This is a genomic window from Streptomyces sp. NPDC050997 (assembly GCF_040660135.1).
In the GTDB taxonomy this organism is placed as follows: Bacteria; Actinomycetota; Actinomycetes; order Streptomycetales; family Streptomycetaceae; genus Streptomyces.
Genome location: NZ_JBFAGK010000004.1, coordinates 228,581 through 249,186 on the forward strand (window position 1 = coordinate 228,581; position 20,606 = coordinate 249,186).

Consider the following 20,606-nt stretch of genomic DNA (forward strand, 5'->3'; position numbering starts at 1 on the left):
CATTTACTTTTGCCCCTTCTGACGCATGTCGAGGGGGCTTTCCATGGCCGTACGCGGCCGGCACCGCCGGTATCAGCCGAACAGGATCAACCGCGCCTCGCTGACCGTGACGGTGGGCGGTGCCGGGATGGCGATCCCGCTCATCGGCACCGGCGTGGCCCAGGCCGCCGACGTGGACACCTGGAACAAGGTCGCCGCCTGCGAGTCGACCAACGACTGGAGCATCAACACCGGCAACGGCTACTACGGCGGGTTGCAGTTCACCCAGTCCACCTGGGAGGCGTACGGCGGCACGCGGTACGCGCCCCGAGCGGATCTGGCCACCAAGGACCAGCAGATCGCCGTGGCGGAGAAGGTGCTCGACGGGCAGGGGCCCGGCGCCTGGCCAACGTGCTCGGTGCGGGCCGGGCTGACTCGGGGTGGCGACACCCCTGACATCCGTCCCGCCGGCAACCGCGACAGCGGCACCCGGAGCGCCGGCACCAAGAAGGCGGACGGCGCGACCACCAAGAACGCGACCACCAAGAAGTCGGGCGCCTCCGCACCGGACGTGCAGCCGCAGACCACGCCCCAGTCCCGGGCCGGGACCGCGGAGATGTACACGGTGGTGCGCGGTGACTCGCTGTCCGTCATCGCCGACGCCGAGCGCGTCCGGGGCGGCTGGCGGGGGCTGTACACGGCCAACCGGAAGGCCATCGGGCCGGACCCGGACCTGATCCTGCCCGGGCAGCGGCTGAAGCTGCGGGGCCAGGACACCGCCACCCCGAAGACCCGCGCGGGCGGCAAGTCCGCCGAGAAGACGTCGTCCCGCACGCAGGACAAACGTACCCAGGACAAACAGTCCCGTACCCAGGACGACGAGCGCACCGAGGACAAGGCCACGCGGAGCGGTTCCCTGGTCGCGCCGGTCGGCGCGGGCACCGGAACGCAGTACCACAAGGCCGGTTCTTCCTGGTCGAAGGGCTACCACACCGGCGTCGACTTCCCCGTGCCCACCGGCACGTCCGTGAAGGCGGTCGGGGCGGGCAAGGTCGTCAGTGCCGGCTGGGAGGGCTCCTTCGGGTACCAGGTGGTGATCCGGCACTCCGACGGCCGCTACAGCCAGTACGCCCACCTGTCGGCGATCTCCGTGAAGTCCGGGCAGACGGTGGGCGGCGGCCAGCGCATCGGACGCTCGGGGTCCACCGGCAACAGCACGGGCCCGCATCTGCACTTCGAGGTGCGGACCGGGCCCGGTTTCGGAACGGACGTCGACCCGGTTGCCTATCTGAGGGCCGGCGGCGTCAGGATTTGACGCGCGTGCGGTGCCGGTCCAGGACGGGCAGCGGGATGTAGGGGCCGCCGTAGAAGGGGCCGTAGAGGTTCAGGGCGTTGTCGGGCACCGAAGGCTCCGGCTCCTCGTGCCCACCGCCCTGGGCGGTGGGCGCCGGGATGATCACGCCGTCCGGGGTGTCGGCAGGGACCGTGACGGGCACGTCCTGGGCCGTCGGTGCCGGGACGAGGTCCGCGGGCGCGAGCGACGGGACGAGCACGCTGCTCCGCAGTGCCGCGACCTGCTGTTCCGGCAGCAGCGCCAGGAGCCCCTCGGCCAGTTCCACGGTGCGCACGGCCGGATCCCGGGCGGGGACCGGCTCGGTGGTGCTGGACTCGGTGGTGCTGGACTGAGCGCCGGTGGGCTCGGGGAGCGTCGGCGATGCCGTCTCCTCGGCGTGGGTGCGCGCGATCCGCTCCGTGGTCAGCAGGATCAGACCGCCCGCCGCGACCACACCGCAGCCCAGGGCGAGCGCGGTGCCCGTCGTGCCGTAGCGGAAGGTTTCGCCGAACATCGTGATGCCGACCGCGGCCGCCACCACCGGGTTGACGACCGTGAGCGTGGCCAGCGGGGCCGCGAGACCGGCGCCCCGGTAGGCGGCCTGCGACAGCATCATGCCGGTCGTGGCCAGCACGCCTATCACGGCCAGGGACGGCACGTCGGCCGCGGAGACGCCGCCGGTCCAGTCGACGGCGACCGTCTTCGTGAACACCGAGGACATGCCGAAGGCTATGCCGGACGCGGTCGCGAGCAGGATGCTGCGCACCGCCGGTTGCCGGTGGGCGGCCCGGCCCGCGACCATCAGCGTGACCACCGCACAGGCGGTGACCACGGCCACGAGCACCCGCTGGGTGGTGTCCAGCGACTGCGCCTCGGACGCGCCGACCAGGGAGAGCAGACCGGCCAGACCCACCGTCGCCATGATCGCGCCGCGCCAGGCGGTCGACCCGGCCCTGCGGCCCACGAACAGGGCCGCCATCGGCAGGGCGAACACGATGGTCAGCGCGCCCAGCGGCTGGACCAGGCTCAGCGGGCCGTAGGCGAGCGCCACCACGTGCAGCACTCCGCCGAGGCCGTTCAGGCCGACCGCCGCCCACCAGCCCGTGCGGCGCAGCGGTGCGTACTGTTCGTCGGGGGAGGACACCGCGACCTGCTCCTGCACGATCGCTCCGGCCGCGTAGGCGACGGCGGAGACGAGCGACAGCAGCACGGACAACGCGAGGGCACTCATGAGTTGCTCCTCTGCGTGAGGCGGGGGCGGGGCGCCCGGCGCGACGAACGGTCGGCTTCCATAGGCAACACGATCCCGTGAAAAGTTCTTCCCGTCGTCGTACCTGAGCAGGCAATGGGTCCTACTGCCGATGGAGTACGAAACGGGCCCCATCATCCCCAAGGTGGGGAACCCAGGGCATGGTCTCCTGGTTGTGACCCCTAGGGGCCTTGCTATTACTGGTCTTCGTGGACCTCGACCCCGAACTCGCCGCGCTCCGCCCGCTCGGCGGCTTCTTCGTCCTCCGCACGACCGGAGGGCGCCGACCACCGCTGCCGACGCTCGCGCACGCATACGAGGAAAGGTCGTCAGACGTCTATGGACATTCTATAGCTTTCCGCGTCAACAAGGTGGCGAATGTCCTGCGCGCTCCCGAGATGCGGATCGCGGCCTCGGTGGCCCAGCAGGGCCTCGCCGCACGCCTGTGGTCGACGGCCCTCGGCTGCGCCGCCCACTACGACCAGGTCCCCGACCTCGACCCGCGGCTGCTGCACTGGGACCCCGACGGCACCGCCCCCGACGACCTGTGGCTGACCGCCGTACGGCCCCTGCCCGCGGACGCGGAGACCCTCGCGGACGTCGTCCTGAACGCGCACCTGCGACCGCTGGCCGCCGTCCTGCACGCCCGCCACCGCGTCGCCGAAGGCCTGCTGTGGGGCAACGCCGCCTCCGCGCTGACGGGCGCCGCCCGTCAGCTGGACGGCTGGGCGCGGGCGCACGGTCGTACGGACGTCGGCGACCGGGCCCGCGAACTCACGGCGGAACTCCTCGCCCACCCCCTCCTCGCCGGCACCGGCACCCTCACCGGAACCGCGTTCCGGCGCCGCAGCTGCTGCCTCTACTACCGCGTCCCCGGCGGCGGGGTCTGCGGTGACTGTTGCTTCCCACGACCCCCGCGCTCTTCCCCACGCGCCGCATCTGGGTGACCATGAAGGTCATCAGCCGTCGAGACAGGGGGTTCCGGGTGCGAGTGGGACTACTGACCCGGGAGTACCCGCCGGACGTGTACGGCGGTGCGGGCGTCCATGTCGAGTTCCTCGCCCGGGAGTTGAGGTCCCTCGTCGACCTGGACGTGCACTGCTGGGGCGAGGGCCGCGCGGAGGGCGTGATCCGGCATCGCCCCTGGTCGGTGCTGGACGCCGCCAACGACGCGCTGCGCACCTTCTCCGTGGACCTCGCCATGACCGCCGGCCTCGAAGGCCGCGAACTGGTCCACTCCCACACCTGGTACGCCAACCTCGCCGGCCATCTCGGCAAGCTTCTCTACGGCATCCCGCATGTGATGACCGCGCACTCGCTGGAGCCCCTGCGTCCCTGGAAGGCCGAGCAGCTCGGCGGCGGATACGCCCTGTCCAGCTGGGCGGAGCGCACCGCGATCGAGAGCGCCGACGCGGTGGTCGCCGTCTCGGGCGCCATGCGCGAGGACATTCTCGGCTGCTACCCGGCGCTGGATCCGGCCAAGGTCCACATCGTGCACAACGGCATCGACACCACCCTCTACCGGCCCGACCACGGCACCGACGTGCTCCGCCGCATCGGCCTCGACCCGGCCCGCCCGTACGTTCTCTTCGTCGGCCGTATCACCCGCCAGAAGGGCGTGCCGCATCTGCTGCGGGCGGTGCGGGACATCGACCCGACGGCGCAGGTCGTGCTGTGCGCGGGCGCCCCCGACACACCGGAGATCGACCAGGAGTTCCGCGACCTGTTCCAGGAGCTCAGCCGGGTCCGCGAGGGTGTGCACTGGATCCCGCAGATGCTGCCGCGCCCCGAGGTGATCCAGCTCCTCACCCACGCCGCGGTCTTCGTCTGCCCTTCGGTGTACGAGCCCCTCGGGATCGTCAACCTGGAGGCGATGGCCTGCGGAACCCCCGTCGTGGCGTCCCGGGTCGGCGGGATCCCCGAGGTCGTGGACGACGGACGGACGGGGGTACTCGTCCCCGTGGACGACGACTTCGAGACGGGCCTCGCGCGGGCGCTGGACGCGGTCCTCGGTGATCCGGCGGCCGCTCGGGCGATGGGCGAGGCCGGACGGGAGCGCGCGGTGGGTGAGTTCGGCTGGGACGCGGTCGCCCGCCGCACGGTCCGGCTCTACGAGGAGATCCTCAAGCAGGCGTAGGCGGCCCTGTGCGAGGGCAGGGATGGATCAACGAGGGTGAGGGGAGCGGCCATGCGTCGTGGTGGTCCTTCGGTGCTCGGCATCGTACTGGCGGGCGGAGAAGGCAAGCGGCTGATGCCGCTGACCGCGGACCGCGCGAAACCCGCGGTCACCTTCGGCGGCACGTACCGCCTGGTCGACTTCGTCCTGTCCAACCTCGTCAACGGCGACATCCTGCGCATCTGCGTGCTCACGCAGTACAAGTCGCACTCGCTGGACCGGCACATCACCACCACCTGGCGGATGTCCAGTCTGCTCGGCAACTACATCACGCCGGTCCCGGCCCAGCAGCGCCTCGGCCCCCGCTGGTACCTGGGCAGCGCGGACGCGATCCTGCAGTCCCTGAACCTCATCTACGACGAACGCCCCGAGTACGTCGCCGTCTTCGGTGCCGACCACGTCTACCGCATGGACCCGCGCCAGATGGTCAACCAGCACATCGAGAGCGGCGCGGGTGTGACGGTGGCCGGAATACGCGTCCCGCGCGGCGAGTCGTCCGCGTTCGGCGTGATCACTCCCGGCTCGGACGGCCAGACGGTCGAGCGGTTCCTGGAGAAGCCCGCCGAGCCGCCCGGACTGTCCGACGACCCGGAGTCCGTGTTCGCCTCCATGGGCAACTACGTCTTCACCACCAAGGCCCTCATCGAGGCGCTGCAGCGGGATGCCGAGGACCCGCACTCCGTGCATGACATGGGCGGCTCGATCCTGCCCCAGCTCACCGGTCGCGGCGAGGCCCACCTGTACGACTTCAGCGCCAACCACGTCCCCGGCGAGACCAGTGGCGACCGGGGCTACTGGCGGGACGTGGGTTCCCTGGACGCGTACTACGAGGCCCACATGGACCTCATCGCCGAGCGGCCCGCGTTCAACCTCTACAACCGGCAGTGGCCCATCTACACCCACTCCGGCCAGCTCTCCCCGGCCCGTTTCAACGCCGGTGGCATCGCCAGCGAGTCCATCATCAGCGCGGGATCACTGATCCGGGGCCAGGTCACCCGGTCGGTGCTCTCGCCGGGGGTCGTGGTCGATCCGGGCGCGGTCGTCCAGGGCTCGGTGCTGCACGACAACGTGCACATCGGGCGGGGCGCGGTGGTGCGGGGTGCCGTCCTGGACAAGAACGTCGAGGTGCCCCCGGGGGCGACGATCGGCGTCAACCCGGAGCGGGACGCGGAGCTCTACACGGTCTCCAAGGGCGGGGTGATCGCGCTCGGGAAGGGACAGCTGGTGCCCTGACCCCCGCCCCTGCCCCCTGGCCCGACGCCCCTGCCCCCCGCCCCTGCCCCTGCCCCCTGACCAGCCCCGGTGTCCCGTGCGCACCGGGGCTGTCGTGATGTCACGTTGTCATGTCCCTGGACGGAAGGCGGAATCCGTGTTGTCATGCCAACTCCGGTTCATGACAACGTTGTTATGGGGGTTGCGTGCATCTCACCCGCCTCAGAAACCGACTCTCCTTGCTGCTCGCCGTGCTCCTCGGCCTCGCCGGGCTGACCGCGGCACCCGCCCTGGCCGACGATTTCGTCGAGGCCCGCGGCCTGAAGGGCGAGTACTACACCCAGTCCGCCCCCGGTGCCTTCGACTTCCACGAGCTCAAGGCCACCACCTTCGACCCGACCATCGACTTCGACACCCTGGAGCCGCGCCTCGCCGCCGCCACCGGCCGAGCGGACGACGTCAGCGTCCGCTGGACCGGCCGGATCGTGCCGGAGCTGACCGGTCCGCACGCCTTCTCGGTCATCGGTGACAACGGCTTCCGGCTGTGGATCGACGGCCGGCTCCTCATCGACCACTGGGTCGACGACTGGGACCGCGAACAGACCGCCGCCCCGATCGAGCTGACCGCCGGCACCGCCTACGACATCAAGATCGAGTACTTCGAGCACTACGGCGGCTCCAACCTCCATCTGCGCTGGACCGAGCCCGGCGGCAGCAAGGAGGCCGTACCGCAGTCGGCCTTCCGGCTGCCCGCCGGATTCGACTACGACGGGCCGATCGCGACCACCGTCCTCGGTGACGGCCGCACCCTGAGGCTCGACTTCGCCCAGCGCCTCGCCCCGCCCCCGGCCGCTCTGACCGACCACCTCGACGCGGTGATCGGCGGCGCCACCTGGCCGCTCGGCGCCGCCGAGCCGGACCCCGCGGACCCGAGTGCCCTGCTCGTCGCCCTCGACGAACCCGTCGTAGGCAACAAGACCGGCACCGCACGCGGCACGGCCGACCTCCGCTACGACGGGGGCGGCGGCATCACCGACGCCGAGGGCAACGTTGTCGGGGCGTTCTGGAGCAGTGGCTCCAACCACTCCACGTACCAACTGAGCACCCCCTGGGCCGACGAGGTCGGTCCGGACAACGCCCACCCCGAGTATCCGCGCCCGCAGCTGACCCGTGACGCCTGGCGCAACCTCAACGGGCGCTGGCAGTTCGCCGCCGCCGAGGCGGGTGAGCGGCCGCCCGTCGGCAGGACCCTGGCCGAGCGCGTCCTCGTCCCGTACCCCGTCGAGTCCCAGCTCTCCGGCATCGAGCGGCACGAGGACCGGATGTGGTACCGGCGTACCTTCACGGTCCCCGCCGACTGGCACGTCGGCTCGGGCAAGCGTCTGCGGCTCAACTTCGGCGCGGTCGACTGGCGGTCCGAGGTGTACGTCAACGGCACGAAGGTCGTCGAGCACCAGGGCGGCTACGACAAGTTCGGCGCCGACATCACCGACGCGCTCAAGCCCGGCCGCACCCAGGAGCTGATCGTCGGCGTGTACGACCCGACGGACGCGGCGAACGGTGAGAACCCGCCCCTGGGCAAGCAGCGCCTGGACCCGAGCGGGATCTGGTACACGCCGAGCTCGGGCATCTGGCAGACGGTGTGGATGGAGCCGGTCGCGCCCGACCACGTCGACTCGCTCAAGCTGACCCCGGACGTCGACGGCGGCCGGCTCACCGTCGAGGCACAGGGGGTCCGTGCGGGCGTACCGATCACGGCGACGGCGTACGACGGCAAACGCAGGGTCGCCACGGCGCGCGGCCGGACCGGCGGGCCGCTGACCCTGACCATCGACGACCCGCGTCTGTGGTCGCCCGATGACCCGTTCCTCTACGGCCTGAAGGTGACCGTCGGCGGCGACCGTGTCGGCAGCTACTTCGGCATGCGCTCCATCGCCGTCGAACAGGTGGACGGTGTCCCGCGCACGGTCCTCAACGGAAAACCGGTCTTCATGATGGCCACCCTCGACCAGGGCTTCTGGCCGGACGGACTGCACACCGCGCCGACCGACGAGGCCCTCGCGTACGACCTCAAGGTCCACAAGAAGCTGGGCTTCAACTCGGTCCGCAAGCACATCAAGGTCGAGCCCGACCGCTGGTTCTACTGGGCCGACCGGCTGGGTCTGATGGTGTGGCAGGACATGCCCGCGATGACCGCGGGGGTGAACCCGAGCGCCGCCGCCCGCGCCGAGTACGAGCGGGAGATGAAGGAGCTGATCGACGAGCACATCAGCAGCCCGTCGGTGGTCATGTGGGTGACCTTCAACGAGGGCTGGGGCCAGTACGACATCGGGCGCGTCGCCGAGCAGGCCAAGGCCTGGGACCCGACCCGCCTGGTCAACAACCAGTCGGGCCTCAACCTCGGCGCCGACGGCGGCGCCGGCGACATCATGGACGAGCACGGCTACCCCAGCCCCGCCCTGCCGCCCCGCCCGGACGGCAGACGTGCCCTGGTCAGCGGTGAGTACGGCGGACTGGGGCTGGCGGTGCCCGGACACGCCTGGTCGGTCCAGCAGTCGTACGTCGACGTCGACCCGGCGACCTACACCGACGACTACCTGGCCAAGCTCGACGAGGTACACGCCCTGGCCTGCCGGGGCGGCAACGGCGCCGTATACACGCAGATCTCGGATGTGGAGGGTGAGCTGAACGGTCTGCTGACCTACGACCGGAAGGTGCTGAAGCCGGACGTGGCGCGGCTGAAGGCCGCTCACGAGGCACTGATCCGGGACGCTTCCCGGGCCGCACCCGCCGGCTGCCCGGCGGCCTGAGGGGCCGCGCGGAAACGGATCTGACCACAGACGGCCCATGAGTCCCGCCCCTTCCGTGGGGCGGGACTTAATCTGTTTTTAACTGTGCGTAGCATGACCGTGCTTGACCGTAATCGCCTGTGGGCGGTTGACTGCTGACTCACCCGTCGTTGAAGCGAGGCAAGCCATTGACGTCTGATCTGCTCGCCCCTCTCGATCTGGCGTTCTGGAACATGGAATCCGCCGACCACCCGATGCACCTGGGCGCACTCGGCGTCTTCGCGGCCCCTTCGCCCACCGCCGGGGCCCACGCCGCCGATCTGCTCGCCGCCCGGGCCGCCGCGGTGCCCGGACTGCGGATGCGGATCCGGGACGTGTGGCCCCTGGGCTTCCCGACAGCGTTCGGTGGGGCCGCCCGGGAGCCCGCTCCCGACTTCGACCCGCTCGACCACGTCACCCTGCGCGCTCCCACCGCGGACTTCCAGGCCGAGGCCGGCCGCCTCATGCAGCGGCCGCTGGACCGCGAGCGGCCGCCGTGGGAGGCACATGTGCTGCCGGGGGAGGACGGCCTCTCGTTCGCCGTGCTGTTCAAGTTCCACCACGCCCTGGCCGACGGACTGCGAGCACTGACGCTCGCCGCCGCCGTCCTCGACCCGATGGACATGCCGGCGCCCCGCCCCCGTCCCGTCGAGCCGCCGCGCGGTCTCCTCCCGGACGTCCGCAGACTGCCGGACGTGGTGCGCGGCGCCCTGTCCGGTGCCCTGTCGAACGTGGGCCGCGCCCTCGACATCGGCGCCTCCGTCGCCCGCTCCACCCTGGACGTGCGCTCCTCCGTGGCCCTCTCCGCAGAGTCCACCGGCACCCGCCGCACCGCCGGAGTGGTCGTCGACCTCGACGACGTGCACCGCGTCCGCAAGGTCGTCGGCGGCACCGTCAACGACGTCCTGATCGCGGTCGTGGCGGGCGCCCTGCGCCGCTGGCTCGACGAACGCGGCGACGGCAGCGAGGGCGTGGCGCCCCGGGCCCTGATCCCGGTCTCCAAGCGCCGCCCGCGCACCGCCCACCCGCAGGGCAACCGGCTCTCCGGCTACCTGATGCGGCTGCCCGTCGCCGACCGGGACCCGCTCAGGCGCCTCGCCACGGTCCGTGCCGCCATGGACCGCAACAAGGACGCCGGCCCCAACCGGGGCGCCGGGGCCGTCGCCCTGCTCGCCGACCATGTGCCCGCGCTCGGCCACCGGCTCGGCGGACCGCTGGTCGGCCAGGCCGCCCGGCTCTGGTTCGACATCCTGGTGACCAGCGTGCCCCTGCCGAGCATCGGACTGAAGCTCGGCGGCAACCCGGTCACCGAGGTCTACCCCTTCGCCCCGCTGGCCCGCGGCCAGTCCCTCGCCGTCGCCGTCTCGACCTACCGCGGACGCGTCCACTACGGCCTCGTCGCCGACGCCCACGCCGTCCCCGACCTGGACCTGCTGGCCCGGGCCCTCGCCGAGGAGGTCGAGACGCTGATCACAGCCTGCGAGGTGTGACCCTCGCGGTTTGGCGCCGAGGCCCGACGCTGTCGTAAAATTCGCCGTTCGAAAGCGGAGCCGACGGAGCGCCGCGCGGAAGACCCAGGGAACGGCAGCGGCCATGACGGTGACAGACAACGGCTCGGCGACCACGGACGAGGTGGTGTACGGGCCCGGCATCGACCCGGAGCGGCTGGCCGTCTGCCTGAGCGTGCTCGACGAACTCGACAAGCTGGACGTCGACCACCCCGACGCGATCGCCGTGCGCCGGGCCACCGCGGGCGTCTACCGCACCGTGAAGCAGCGCCGCCGCCAGGAGCGCAGGGCCGCCAAGACCGCCCACGACAAGGCGGTCACGGAGGCCACCGCGACCGGCTCCGCCCAGCGCATCGACGACGAGACGGAGGGCATCCTGCCGTCGTCGGTCACCGAGGAGGGCAGGATCGCGGGGATCCTCCAGCGCCCCCGCTCCTGCTACACCTGCAAGGCCCGGTTCGTGGAGGTCGACTACTTCTACCACCAGCTGTGTCCCGACTGCGCCGGCCTGAACCGCGCAAGGCGGGAAGCCCGCGCCGACCTCACCGGCAAGCGCGCCCTGCTCACCGGCGGCCGTGCCAAGATCGGCATGTACATCGCGCTTCGGCTGCTGCGCGACGGCGCGCACACGACGATCACCACGCGCTTCCCGAAGGACGCCATCCGCCGCTTCAAGGCCATGGACGACTCGGCGGACTGGCTGCACCGCCTCGAGGTCGTCGGCATCGACCTGCGCGACCCGGCGCAGGCCGTGGCCCTCGCCGACCAGGTCGCCGAGGCGGGCCACCTCGACATCCTCATCAACAACGCGACCCAGACCGTGCGCCGTCTGCCCTCCGCCTACGCCGCCCTGGTGGAGGGCGAGAGCGCCCCGCTGCCCGCCGGCGAGCTGCCCGCCCACCACGTCATCGGCGCCTTCGGCTCCGGCGCGGTCGACGGTCTCGCCACCCTGCCCGCCGGTATCAGCGGCCTCGACGCACAGCAGGTCGCCGACCTCGCCCTGGTCGCGGGCAACGCCAGCGTCGCCCGGTACCTCGACGGCACCGCCATCGACGCGGGCGGCCTGGTCCCCGACGTCGTCGACAGCAACACCTGGGTGCAGACGATCGAGCAGATCTCCCCGGTGGAGCTCCTCGAGACCCAACTGTGCAACTACACCTCGCCGTTCATCCTGATCAGCAAGCTCCGCCCGGTCATGGCCGAGGCCGCCAGGAAGACGACGAGCCACCGTGCGTACATCGTGAACGTCTCGGCGATGGAAGGCGTCTTCGGCCGCGGCTACAAGGGCGCGGGCCACCCGAACACGAACGCCGCCAAGGCCGCGATGAACATGGTGACGCGGACCAGCGCCCAGGAGATGTTCCAGACCGACGGCATCCTCATGACCTCGGTCGACACCGGCTGGATCACCGACGAACGCCCCCACTACGACAAGCTGCGCCTCGCCGAGGAGGGCTTCCACGCCCCGCTCGACCTGGTCGACGGCGCCGCCCGCGTCTACGACCCGATCGTGCGCGGCGAGGAGGGCGAGGACGTGTACGGCGTCTTCCTGAAGGACTACGCGCCGGGCAAGTGGTAGCAGTCGCGCGCCGGGCCTGAACCGGCCGGTCGCGCCGGGGTCAACCGCGGGTCGTACGGTCCCGCGGTTCCCCGCGCCCCATGGGTGCCGTGTGGGCGGGGCGGACCCGGGTCCCACCGTCCACCAGCAGATCAGCCCCCGTGACCCACCGTGCCGCGTCCGACGCCAGCCACAGCACCGCTCGTGCCACGTCCTCGGGCTCCCCGATCCGCCCGAGCGGCAGCCCCGCCGCGATCTCCGTCTCCGCCGGCTCCCAGACGAACCGGGCCATCTCGGTCCGCACCAGCCCGGGGGAGACGGAGTTGACGCGTACCTTCGGCGCGAGCTCGCCCGCGAGTTGCCGGGTGAGGTGGAGCAACGCGGCCTTGCTCGTGCCGTACGCGCCCACATGCGGACCGACGTGGCCGGCTCCCTCCGTACAGATGTTGACCACCGAGCCCCCGTGCTCCCGCATCCACCCCCGCCACGCGTGCTGGACGAGCCGCAGTGGTGCCTCGACGTTGACGGTGAAGGCCGTACGCCACAGGTCCGGGTCGGCGTCCATGAGCGGCCCGTACGGCTGGTTGGTCGCCGCGTTGTTGACCAGCACGTCGATCCGGCCGAACTCGCGCAGCGCCAGCTCCGTGACCCGCGCCGGATGTCCCGGGTCGGCGACGTTGCCCGCCAGCCCGATGCCGCCCAGCTCCTCGGCGGTCCGGCGTACGTCGTCGCCGTCACGAGCGGTCACGCACACCAGTGCGCCGGCCCCGGCCAACTGCTCGGCGACGGCCCGCCCGATCCCCCGCGTCGCCCCGGTGACGACGGCGGCCCTGCCCTCGAGTCCGTACGACGACGTCATCGCCGTACCGTCTCATGACGGTCCGTCAGTCGACAGCCCCCAGGCGCGAGTTGCGTGCCGCCACCAGCTCCAGCACCGTGCGCCAGTCCTCCAGGACCCCGGCGGCGAACCCGATGTGGCGGCCCTCCTCGTCGGCCTGGCGCAGGCGCAGCAGGTCGTCGTCGGCGGGGCCGCTGTCGGGCCGGTGGCCCCGGACCAGGCCGGCGACCCGCTCCCCGAGGAGGGGGCGGACCGCGTCGGCGGCGCAGTCCGGGTGCGCGGTCCGGTCGCCGGGCCGCAGCAGCGGGCCGATCGCGTGCACCAGGCCCGCGACCTGGAGTTCCTTGTCGGCGGGGCGGGACCGCCGCAGCACCGCGGCTGTCCGCAGCGCGTGTTGGTGGAGGTCGACCCGGCGGCCTCCTGGGAAGCCGGGCGCGTCGAGCGCGCTCCGGCAGGCGTACAGCAGATCCATCAGCTCTTCGACACTGCGCAGCTCCATGCGCCAGTCCTTTCGCCGGACGAGCGTTGCCGGGCGCCAGCAGATCATGGCCGGCTTGCGATCCGGCCAACGGGATCTGAACTGCGTCGCCCGTTCGCGGCGGTAGGCCGAACGGGGGACCCACGAAAGGGGCGTATTGGGGCGAAACGAGGCATAATATCCCTGGCTGTACACGGGTTGACTTCGGATAGTTACCCTTTGTTTTCAGCGCTATCGAGCGGCCTGTCGCTCATTTGGTTAATCTGTACCGGACGGACAGCAGTAAGGGGTCCAACCCACACCCACGGTCCGTCATGGGACACGCCCGTTCACAACGGTCTGCTCTCGTACGAGTAACCGGCGCCACCGCGTCCGAACTGCCTCTAGCCATACCCAAGCGGGCGTCGGGAACCAGGTCGCAGACTGGGCAGGGACGCCCCGAGGGTGACCCGACACATAAGGAGTGCGCGGTGACACCGGAGAAGACGAATCGCGAACAACGCCCCAAGGAACGCACGGAGCGGGCCGGCCGCAGGCCGGGAGAGATCGGCAGCCTCGACGTGTGGGCCCGGTCCGCTCCGATCCGCCTCGCGGGCTACGAGGAAGACCTCGCCGAGGACCACATCCTGCCCAGCGTGGACTGACCCCGGGGTACCCCGTCGCGATCGCCGACCGCATGGGCGTGCGAAAATCACGCCCATGCTGATCAGAGAAGCCGTGGCCGACGACTGGCCACGGATCTGGCCTTTCTGGCACCGGATCGTCGCCGCCGCCGAGACCTACGCCTGGGCGCCGGACACCTCGGAGGAAGCGGCCCGCGCCCTGTGGATGGCCCCGCCCAAACGCGTCTACGTCGTCGAGAACGACGAGGGCACCGTGGTCGCCTCCGCCTACCTCACCCCCAACTACGGCGGACCCGCCGCCGGTATCGCCAACGCCGGCTTCATGGTCGACCCCGAGCAGGGCGGCCGCGGCTACGGCCGCGCCCTCGCCGAACACCTTCTGTCCGCCGCGGGGGCGGCCGGATACCGGGGCATGGTCTTCAACGCCGTCGTGGAGACCAACCCGGCCGTGAAGCTCTGGACATCCTTCGGCTTCACGATCCTCGGCACGGTCCCGGACGCGTTCGAACACCCCCGGCACGGACTGGTCGGCCTGCACATCATGTACAAGGCCCTCTAGGCGTCGAGGGGCACAGGCGGCCCCCTACTCCAGCGGAGCCGTCCGCTCCCACGGCTGCCGCTCCTCCAACTGGGCCGCCACCTCCAGCAGATCGGCCTCCGATCCCGGCCGCCCGACCAGCTGGACGGCGCACGGGGCACCCGAGGGCAGGGTGCCGGACGGGACCGACATCGCGGGCCAGCCGGTCAGGTTCCACGGCGGGGTCAGGGGCGAGTAGTTCGTGTTCGCCAGCACATTGCGCAGCCAGCCCCGCTCGTGCCAGGGCGCGGACTTGGGGGAGCGGCGGGCGAGCGCCGGCATGAGCAGCACGTCGTACTCCTCGAAGAACGGCTCCAGGCGGCGGCGCAGCGCCTCGCGCCCCTCGCCGGTGCGCACGGAGTTCAGGAAGCGGCGCCCGACGGCCGCGTGCACCCGGGTGCGCCGGGCCAGCCGCTCGCGGTCGAGACCCTGCGCGTCCACGGCCGTGCCGGCCGTCCAGTGGGCGAGCGAGGTGAGACTCAGCGACAGCGGATACGGCGGATCGGCCCGGCGAACCTGGTGACCCGCCTTCATCAGCGCCCCGGCCGCCTCCCGGACCGCCGTCGTGTACGGCGTGGTGACGACGATCCCGGCGAGGGGGCTGCGCAGGGAGACGGCGACCCGGTGTGTCGCGTCCGCGTCCCGGCGTACGAACGTGGTGTCCGCGAGGACCGACAGCATCAGACGCGCGTCCTCGACCGTCGTCGCCAGGGGCCCGTTCTCGGACATGCCGAACCAGTCGCCGTCGCTGACGCCGGCGGGCACCACGCCGGGGCCCGGTTTCAGGGTGACCAGGCCGCAGTTGGCCGCCGGTATGCGCAGGGAGCCCATGCCGTCGTTGCCCAGGGCGATCGGCACCAGCCCGGCGGCGACCGCGGCCGCGCTGCCGCCGGACGAACCACCCGCCGTGCGGGAGATGTCCCAGGGGTTGCGGGCGGTGCCGTGGACGCCCTCCGTGGTGCCGAAGACGCACAGCTCTGGCACATTGGTCAGCCCCACGACCACCGCGCCCGCCGCCCGCAGCCGGGCCACGGTGACATGGTCCGCGTCGGCGGGCGTGTCCGGGGTGGCGGCCGAGCCGACGCGTCTGGCCTCGCCGCGCACGGCGAGGTTGTCCTTGACGGCCACGGGCACCCCGGCCAGCGGGAGTGTGTCCAGGTCACCCCGCGCGGCGACCTCGTCGGCCTCGGCGAGCGCCGCCTCGGCCCGCACCGCGCGGAAGGCTCCGACGCGGGCGTCGAGCCGCTCGATCCGGGCGAGGTGCTCGGCCACCACCTCGCGGGGCGTGGCCCGCTTCTCGCGTACGGCGGCGGCGATCTCGACGGCGGTCCGGCCGACCCAGCTGGTCACGGGCGCTCCCTTGAGGCTACTGGTGGGTACGTCGAGAGAACTCTGCCCGGCGGTGGGCGCCGCGTCGAGAGGTCTCGCGCCCGGACCTTCGAAGGTTCGCGCGCGGACCTTCACGCTTGGACATTCGGACCGGTCTTCTTGGACTTTTCGCGGTCGGACAGGAGCCCCGCTCGACTGACCCGCAGGTCATCCGATCAATGGCCCAACTTCAGCCTCATCAGACCCCATTGACAGGCCGAGAGGCCAAGCCAATTATCAGGCCTCCGATGAATGGGGAGTCGCTGATGAGAAAACGGCTGAAACTGGCCGGCGTCATGGCGGTGCTGACGCTGCTCCTGGCACCGGCTCCGGCGATCGCGCGGCAGCAGCAGAGCCCGCCGGTCACCGTGCCCGCCCTGACCGACTGGACGCCCGAGTCCGGCAGTTACGTCTACCGGACGGGCGCGCGTCTGGTGGCGGACGGTGCGGACGAGCGCTGGGTCGCCGACACCCTCGCCGACGATCTCCGGGCCGCGGGCCACGGCAGGGTGCCGGTGGTGCGCGATGGCGCCCGCACCGGTGACATCGTCATCGACGTCGAGCCGTCCAGGACCGCTCTCGGCGCCGAGGGCTACGAACTGCACGCCGGCCGGCGCCTGTCGGTGACCGGCGCGACCGAGACCGGCGTCTTCTACGGCACCCGCACCCTGCTCCAGCTCCTCGCGCAGGGCGACCGCGTCCCCGCAGGGCGCACCGTCGACGTGCCGCGCTACAAGGAACGCGGGGTCGGCGTCTGCGCCTGCTACGTCCACATCTCGCTGCCCTGGCTGGAGAACCTCGTCCGCGAGATGGCGTACCACAAGCTCGACCAGCTGCTCCTCGAACTCAAGGTGAAGAGCGACACCCACCCCGAGGCCAACACCTGGGGCTACTACACCAAGGACGAGATCCGCCGCCTGGTCGCCCTCGGTAAGCGATACCACGTGGAGATCATCCCGGAGATCAACTCCCCGGGTCACATGGATCCCTGGATCGAGAACCGGCCGGACCTCCAGCTCACCGACTCCGACGGCGCGAATCAGCCCTCGCGCCTCGACATCACCCAGCCGGCCGCCTTCGCCTACTACACGAGCCTGATCGACGAGTACGCGCAGGTCTTCACCTCCACCTCCTGGCACATGGGAGCCGACGAGTACATGCTCGGCTCCGACTTCGCGAAGTACCCGCAGATCCTGCGGTACGCCCAGGACAGGTACGGCGCGAACGCCACCCCGCAGGACGCGTTCATCGACTTCGTCAACCGCGTCCACGCGTACGCGGCCGCCAAGGGCAAGAAGCTGCGGATCTGGAACGACGGACTCACCGGAGCCAACACCGTGCCGGTCGCGGCCGGCACGACGGTCGAGCACTGGCTCAACGTGGCCACGAAGCCCAGTCGACTCCAGGCCCAGGGCTACCCGTTGATGAACGCGGCGTACTCGCTGTACCTCGTCCGCGGCGGTTTCCACAGTGACACCAAGGGCCTGTACGAGCAGAGCTGGGATCCGCGCGACTTCGAGGGCGAGAAGCTCGCCTCCGCCGACGGCGTCACCGGCGCGAAGATCAGCCTCTGGCCCGACAACGGGCGCGGCGAGACCGAGAACGAGGTCTCCGGCGAACTGTGGCCCGCCCTGCGGCACATCGCCCAGGCCACCTGGGGCGACCCGCACCCCGACGCCACCTACGCCGCCTTCACCGCGCGCGGGACGGCCGTGGGACACGCGCCCGGATGGCGGGACCTGACCCGGGTGCCGGTGCCGGACGGGACGTACACCTTCACCGCGACGGGCCGGACGCTCGACGCCGAGGTGCGGCGCACCACGGACGGCTACGCGAGCCTGCGGACCCGGGACGGCTGCCTGGAGGTACGCGGCGGCAAGCTCACGCTCAACGTGCCGCTCCAGCCGGGAGTCGAAGCGACCTGGCAGAGCTGCGACCCCGCGAACACCTTGCAGCGCTGGCAGTTGGTCCCCGCCGCCGACGGCTACCGACTGATCAACGTGATCACGCAGATGGCCCTGAGCGTGACCGACGAGGGCCGGCTCGTGCAGTACCCGACCGACCAACACCCGCCCGCCGTCTGGCATCTGACCGCTCACTGACGTGAGGAGCCCCACCCCATGGCCGTCTCCCGCCGCCTCTTCGTCACCGCCGCCACCGCACTCGCCGTGACCGGATGGCCGGCCCTGCCGGCGTCCGCCGCCCCGGCGGACCCCCGCTACCGCATCCCCGTCTCCCCGGACGACACCGAGGCCGACCTGGTCCGCAAGGCCTCCCAAGTCCGGCCCACCGCACGGCAGATCGCCTGGCAGCGCCTGGAACGGACCGCGTTCCTGCACTTCGGCGTGAACACCTTCACCGGCCTCGAATGGGGCACCGGCGACGAGGACCCCGATGTGTTCCAGCCGGCCGGCCTCGACACCGACCAGTGGGCCAGAGCCCTGCGCGACGGCGGTTTCCAGCTCGCCGTCCTCACCGTCAAGCACCACGACGGCTTCGTCCTCTACCCCTCGCGCTACACCGACCACTCCGTCGGGTCCAGCAGCTGGCGGGACGGACAGGGCGACGTACTGCGCTCGTTCGCGGACTCCATGCGGCGCCACGGCATCAAGGTCGGCGTCTACGTCTCGCCCGCCGACGAGAACCAGTACCTGCACGGCGTGTACGCCAACGGCAGCGCCCGCGCCGAGCACGTCATCCCCACGCCCGTCCCCGGCGACGACCGCTCACCGCGCCGGTCGTACACCCTGCCCGCCACCGACTACGGCGCCCACATGCTCAACCAGCTCTACGAGGTCCTCACCGAGTACGGCCCGATCGACGAGGTGTGGTTCGACGGCGCCCAGGGCCGGATCCCGCCGGACAAGGTCGAGAAGTACGACTGGGACAGCTGGTACACCCTCGTGCGTTCCCTCGCACCGGACGCCGCGATCGCCGTCTCCGGCCCCGACGTGCGCTGGGTCGGCAACGAGGGCGGACTGGCCCGCGAGGACGAGTGGAGCGTCGTACCGGTCCAGGAGAAGGACTACGGCCGTACCGACTACGCCCTCGCCTACGACGCCGCCGACATGGGCAGCCGGGACGCGCTCGTCAAAGCCCAGCCGGTGGCCGACTACTTGCAGTGGTGGCCGGCCGAGTGCGATGTGTCGATCCGGGACGGATGGTTCTATCACACCGACCAACAGCCCAAGACCGTCGACGAGTTGACGGACATCTACTTCCGCTCCGTGGGCCGAAACTCGGTCCTGCTGCTCAACATCCCGCCCGACACGGACGGGTTGCTGCCCGCCGCCGACGTGGTCCGGCTGCGGGAGTTCCGCGAACGCGTGGACCACGAACTGCCCAAGGACCTGGCGCGCGGCGCCCGGACCACCACCGGCCCTGGCCGGGTGACCGTCGACCTCGGCGGGGAACGGGAGGTGGACCGGATCAGGCTGGCCGAGGACGTGCGGCATGGACAGCAGGTCGAGAGCTTCGTGGTCGAGGCCCTGGTGAACGGCGCGTGGACGGAGGTGACGAGGGCCGGGACCATCGGCCTGAGCCGGATCCTGCCGCTGCCGACCGCGGTACGGGCCAGACAGTGGCGGGTGCGGGCGACCGGGGCCCGGAGCGTCGTACGGATCGCGGAGTTCGGGCTGTACCGGTCGCGGGTCTGAGGGGGATGCGGGGGCGGGTGCGGGCGTAACGGCGCGTGCGGATGTTGTGCCGGGCGTCGGTGAAGCGTTCCTGGCTGCTCGGGGACTCATGCCGCCCACGCCGACGCGAACCCACGGCGTCCGGACCGGTGGAGGGCTTCACCCGCCCCGCGCCACCGTCGTACTGTCCCGTCCGATCAGCCGGGGCACCGGCACCCGCACCGTCCGGGCCGGTCCGCCGTCCAGCAGGGCGGTCAGTTCCGTGGCCGCCGTGCGGCCGAACTCCACACTGTCCCGGGACAGGGCGGACAGCCACGGCCTGACCATGCGGCACAGGGCCGAGTCCTCCCAGGCCACCACCGACACGTCGGCCGGCACCGAGAAGCCCAGCTCGGCGGCGGCGGCGACCCCGGCGACGGCCATCACGTCGTTGTCGTAGATCAGGGCGGTCGGAGGAACGGGGGCCTCCAGGACCCGGCGCGTGACGGCCGCGCCCGCCGCGTCGGAGTAGTCGGTGGTCACCGACTCCACCCCGGTCAGTCCACGTCGCCCGGCCTCGGCGCGCAGGGCGCGGATCCGGCGTTCGGTGTGCGCGAGCCCCGAAAGGCCGGCGATGTGCACGATCCGTCCGTGGCCGAGGGCGTGCAGTTCGTCCACGACCGTGGCCATCGCGCCGGCGTCGTCCGCCCAGACCGTCGACAGCCCGGGGTGCCGTTCGTCCGGAGCGCCGCCGATCACCACGGCGGGCAGCCCCAACTCGTCGAGCAGGTCGGGTCGCGGGTCGTCGGTGCGCGGGTCGACCACCAGCACACCGTCCACCCGGTGCTCGGCCCACCAGCGCCGGTAGACCGCGCACTCGTCGTCGATGTCCTCGACGACCTGGAACAGCAGTCCGAGATGACGCTCCGCGAGCACCTCCTGTATGCCCGATACCAGTTGCAGGAAGAAGGAGTCCACGCCGAGCGTCTCCGCCGGCCGGGCGAGCACGAAGCCGACCGTCGCCGCGCCCTCCCCGGACAACGCCCGGGCGGCCGTGCTGGGCCGCCAGCCCAGTTCCTCGGCCACCCGGCGCACCCGGTCGCGGGTGTCCTCCGAGACCCCGGGCCGGCCGTTCAACGCGAAGGAGACCGCGCTCTGGGAGACCCCGGAGTGCTGGGCGATGTCCTTCATGGTCGGACGGCGGGCCGGTGAGCGCCTGCCTGCCACGTGCTTCCCCATTCCTGCGACGCATTCCCGCCACAGTG

At 71.6% G+C, this 20,606-nt stretch carries 16 protein-coding genes; 11 read left to right on the forward strand and 5 right to left on the reverse strand.

The genetic code is table 11. The annotated features are described in order from the left end of the window. Positions 1-43: 43 nt before the first annotated feature. Positions 44-1,294 carry a transglycosylase family protein gene (locus tag AB0H86_RS11010; RefSeq protein ID WP_362435771.1) on the forward strand — a complete coding sequence of 417 codons (1,251 nt, stop codon included), beginning with the start codon at positions 44-46 and terminating at the stop codon, positions 1,292-1,294. Here AB0H86_RS11010 and AB0H86_RS11015 read toward each other — a convergent pair. Continuing rightward, complete coding sequence (locus AB0H86_RS11015) at positions 1,284-2,543, reverse strand: DMT family transporter (protein WP_362435773.1); 1,260 nt, start codon at positions 2,541-2,543, stop codon at positions 1,284-1,286. The two genes, AB0H86_RS11010 and AB0H86_RS11015, sit on opposite strands and share 11 nt — an antisense overlap. 209 nt (positions 2,544-2,752) lie before the next feature. On the opposite strand from AB0H86_RS11015, the gene AB0H86_RS11020 reads away from it, so the two are divergent. The 6 genes from AB0H86_RS11020 to AB0H86_RS11045 all read left to right on the forward strand — a co-directional run bounded on the left by AB0H86_RS11020 (position 2,753) and on the right by AB0H86_RS11045 (position 11,864). After that, a complete protein-coding gene (locus AB0H86_RS11020; protein WP_362435775.1) occupies positions 2,753-3,508 on the forward strand; it encodes a (2Fe-2S)-binding protein in 756 nt (251 codons plus the stop codon). A gap of 38 nt (positions 3,509-3,546) precedes the next feature. Continuing rightward, on the forward strand, positions 3,547-4,698 hold the full coding sequence (gene glgA, locus AB0H86_RS11025) for a glycogen synthase (protein ID WP_362435777.1): 1,152 nt from the start codon (positions 3,547-3,549) through the stop codon (positions 4,696-4,698). Positions 4,699-4,749: 51 nt separating this feature from the next. Beyond that, a complete protein-coding gene (glgC, locus tag AB0H86_RS11030; RefSeq protein ID WP_362435779.1) occupies positions 4,750-5,970 on the forward strand; it encodes a glucose-1-phosphate adenylyltransferase in 1,221 nt (406 codons plus the stop codon). Between the two features lie 185 nt (positions 5,971-6,155). Beyond that, entirely contained in the window at positions 6,156-8,759 is a 2,604-nt protein-coding gene (locus tag AB0H86_RS11035) for a PA14 domain-containing protein (protein WP_362435781.1), read from the forward strand. 167 nt (positions 8,760-8,926) lie between these two features. Next, complete coding sequence (locus AB0H86_RS11040; RefSeq protein WP_362435783.1) at positions 8,927-10,267, forward strand: wax ester/triacylglycerol synthase family O-acyltransferase; 1,341 nt, start codon at positions 8,927-8,929, stop codon at positions 10,265-10,267. A 103-nt stretch (positions 10,268-10,370) separates the two neighbouring features. Then, positions 10,371-11,864 carry an SDR family NAD(P)-dependent oxidoreductase gene (locus AB0H86_RS11045; RefSeq protein ID WP_362435785.1) on the forward strand — a complete coding sequence of 498 codons (1,494 nt, stop codon included), beginning with the start codon at positions 10,371-10,373 and terminating at the stop codon, positions 11,862-11,864. 40 nt (positions 11,865-11,904) lie between these two features. On the opposite strand, the gene AB0H86_RS11050 is transcribed toward AB0H86_RS11045, so the two are convergent. Both AB0H86_RS11050 and AB0H86_RS11055 read right to left on the reverse strand, forming a co-directional pair. Next, the gene (locus AB0H86_RS11050; protein ID WP_362435787.1) at positions 11,905-12,702 is read right to left on the reverse strand and encodes an SDR family oxidoreductase; all 798 of its coding nucleotides are present in this window, start codon (positions 12,700-12,702) and stop codon (positions 11,905-11,907) included. 25 nt (positions 12,703-12,727) lie between these two features. Beyond that, the gene (locus AB0H86_RS11055; RefSeq protein ID WP_362435789.1) at positions 12,728-13,180 is read right to left on the reverse strand and encodes a hypothetical protein; all 453 of its coding nucleotides are present in this window, start codon (positions 13,178-13,180) and stop codon (positions 12,728-12,730) included. Between the two features lie 449 nt (positions 13,181-13,629). Between AB0H86_RS11055 and AB0H86_RS11060 the strand changes: the two genes are divergently transcribed. Then, entirely contained in the window at positions 13,630-13,803 is a 174-nt protein-coding gene (locus AB0H86_RS11060; protein WP_362435791.1) for a hypothetical protein, read from the forward strand. A 55-nt stretch (positions 13,804-13,858) separates the two neighbouring features. Continuing rightward, positions 13,859-14,341 carry a GNAT family N-acetyltransferase gene (locus AB0H86_RS11065; protein ID WP_362435793.1) on the forward strand — a complete coding sequence of 161 codons (483 nt, stop codon included), beginning with the start codon at positions 13,859-13,861 and terminating at the stop codon, positions 14,339-14,341. Positions 14,342-14,365: 24 nt separating this feature from the next. On the opposite strand, the gene AB0H86_RS11070 is transcribed toward AB0H86_RS11065, so the two are convergent. After that, the gene (locus AB0H86_RS11070; protein ID WP_362435795.1) at positions 14,366-15,709 is read right to left on the reverse strand and encodes an amidase family protein; all 1,344 of its coding nucleotides are present in this window, start codon (positions 15,707-15,709) and stop codon (positions 14,366-14,368) included. A gap of 284 nt (positions 15,710-15,993) precedes the next feature. Between AB0H86_RS11070 and AB0H86_RS11075 the strand changes: the two genes are divergently transcribed. Both AB0H86_RS11075 and AB0H86_RS11080 read left to right on the forward strand, forming a co-directional pair. Continuing rightward, on the forward strand, positions 15,994-17,829 hold the full coding sequence (locus AB0H86_RS11075; RefSeq protein ID WP_362435797.1) for a family 20 glycosylhydrolase: 1,836 nt from the start codon (positions 15,994-15,996) through the stop codon (positions 17,827-17,829). Between the two features lie 18 nt (positions 17,830-17,847). Beyond that, positions 17,848-19,383: an alpha-L-fucosidase gene (locus AB0H86_RS11080; protein ID WP_362435799.1), complete on the forward strand. Its 1,536-nt coding sequence runs from the start codon at positions 17,848-17,850 to the stop codon at positions 19,381-19,383. A gap of 138 nt (positions 19,384-19,521) precedes the next feature. Here the strand turns inward: AB0H86_RS11080 and AB0H86_RS11085 are convergent, their stop codons facing one another. Beyond that, positions 19,522-20,532: a LacI family DNA-binding transcriptional regulator gene (locus AB0H86_RS11085; RefSeq protein ID WP_362436464.1), complete on the reverse strand. Its 1,011-nt coding sequence runs from the start codon at positions 20,530-20,532 to the stop codon at positions 19,522-19,524. Between the last annotated feature and the right edge of the window lie 74 nt (positions 20,533-20,606).

Excerpts from the sequence above, each read along its gene's own strand:
- AB0H86_RS11010 (WP_362435771.1), top strand. The coding sequence starts at position 44 with ATGGCCGTACGCGGCCGGCACCGCCGGTATCAGCCGAACAGGATCAAC.
- AB0H86_RS11015 (WP_362435773.1), bottom strand. The coding sequence starts at position 2,543 with ATGAGTGCCCTCGCGTTGTCCGTGCTGCTGTCGCTCGTCTCCGCCGTC.
- glgC (WP_362435779.1), top strand. The coding sequence starts at position 4,750 with ATGCGTCGTGGTGGTCCTTCGGTGCTCGGCATCGTACTGGCGGGCGGA.
- AB0H86_RS11045 (WP_362435785.1), top strand. The coding sequence starts at position 10,371 with ATGACGGTGACAGACAACGGCTCGGCGACCACGGACGAGGTGGTGTAC.
- AB0H86_RS11050 (WP_362435787.1), bottom strand. The coding sequence starts at position 12,702 with ATGACGTCGTCGTACGGACTCGAGGGCAGGGCCGCCGTCGTCACCGGG.
- AB0H86_RS11055 (WP_362435789.1), bottom strand. The coding sequence starts at position 13,180 with ATGGAGCTGCGCAGTGTCGAAGAGCTGATGGATCTGCTGTACGCCTGC.
- AB0H86_RS11065 (WP_362435793.1), top strand. The coding sequence starts at position 13,859 with ATGCTGATCAGAGAAGCCGTGGCCGACGACTGGCCACGGATCTGGCCT.
- AB0H86_RS11075 (WP_362435797.1), top strand. The coding sequence starts at position 15,994 with ATGAGAAAACGGCTGAAACTGGCCGGCGTCATGGCGGTGCTGACGCTG.
- AB0H86_RS11080 (WP_362435799.1), top strand. The coding sequence starts at position 17,848 with ATGGCCGTCTCCCGCCGCCTCTTCGTCACCGCCGCCACCGCACTCGCC.
- AB0H86_RS11085 (WP_362436464.1), bottom strand. The coding sequence starts at position 20,532 with ATGAAGGACATCGCCCAGCACTCCGGGGTCTCCCAGAGCGCGGTCTCC.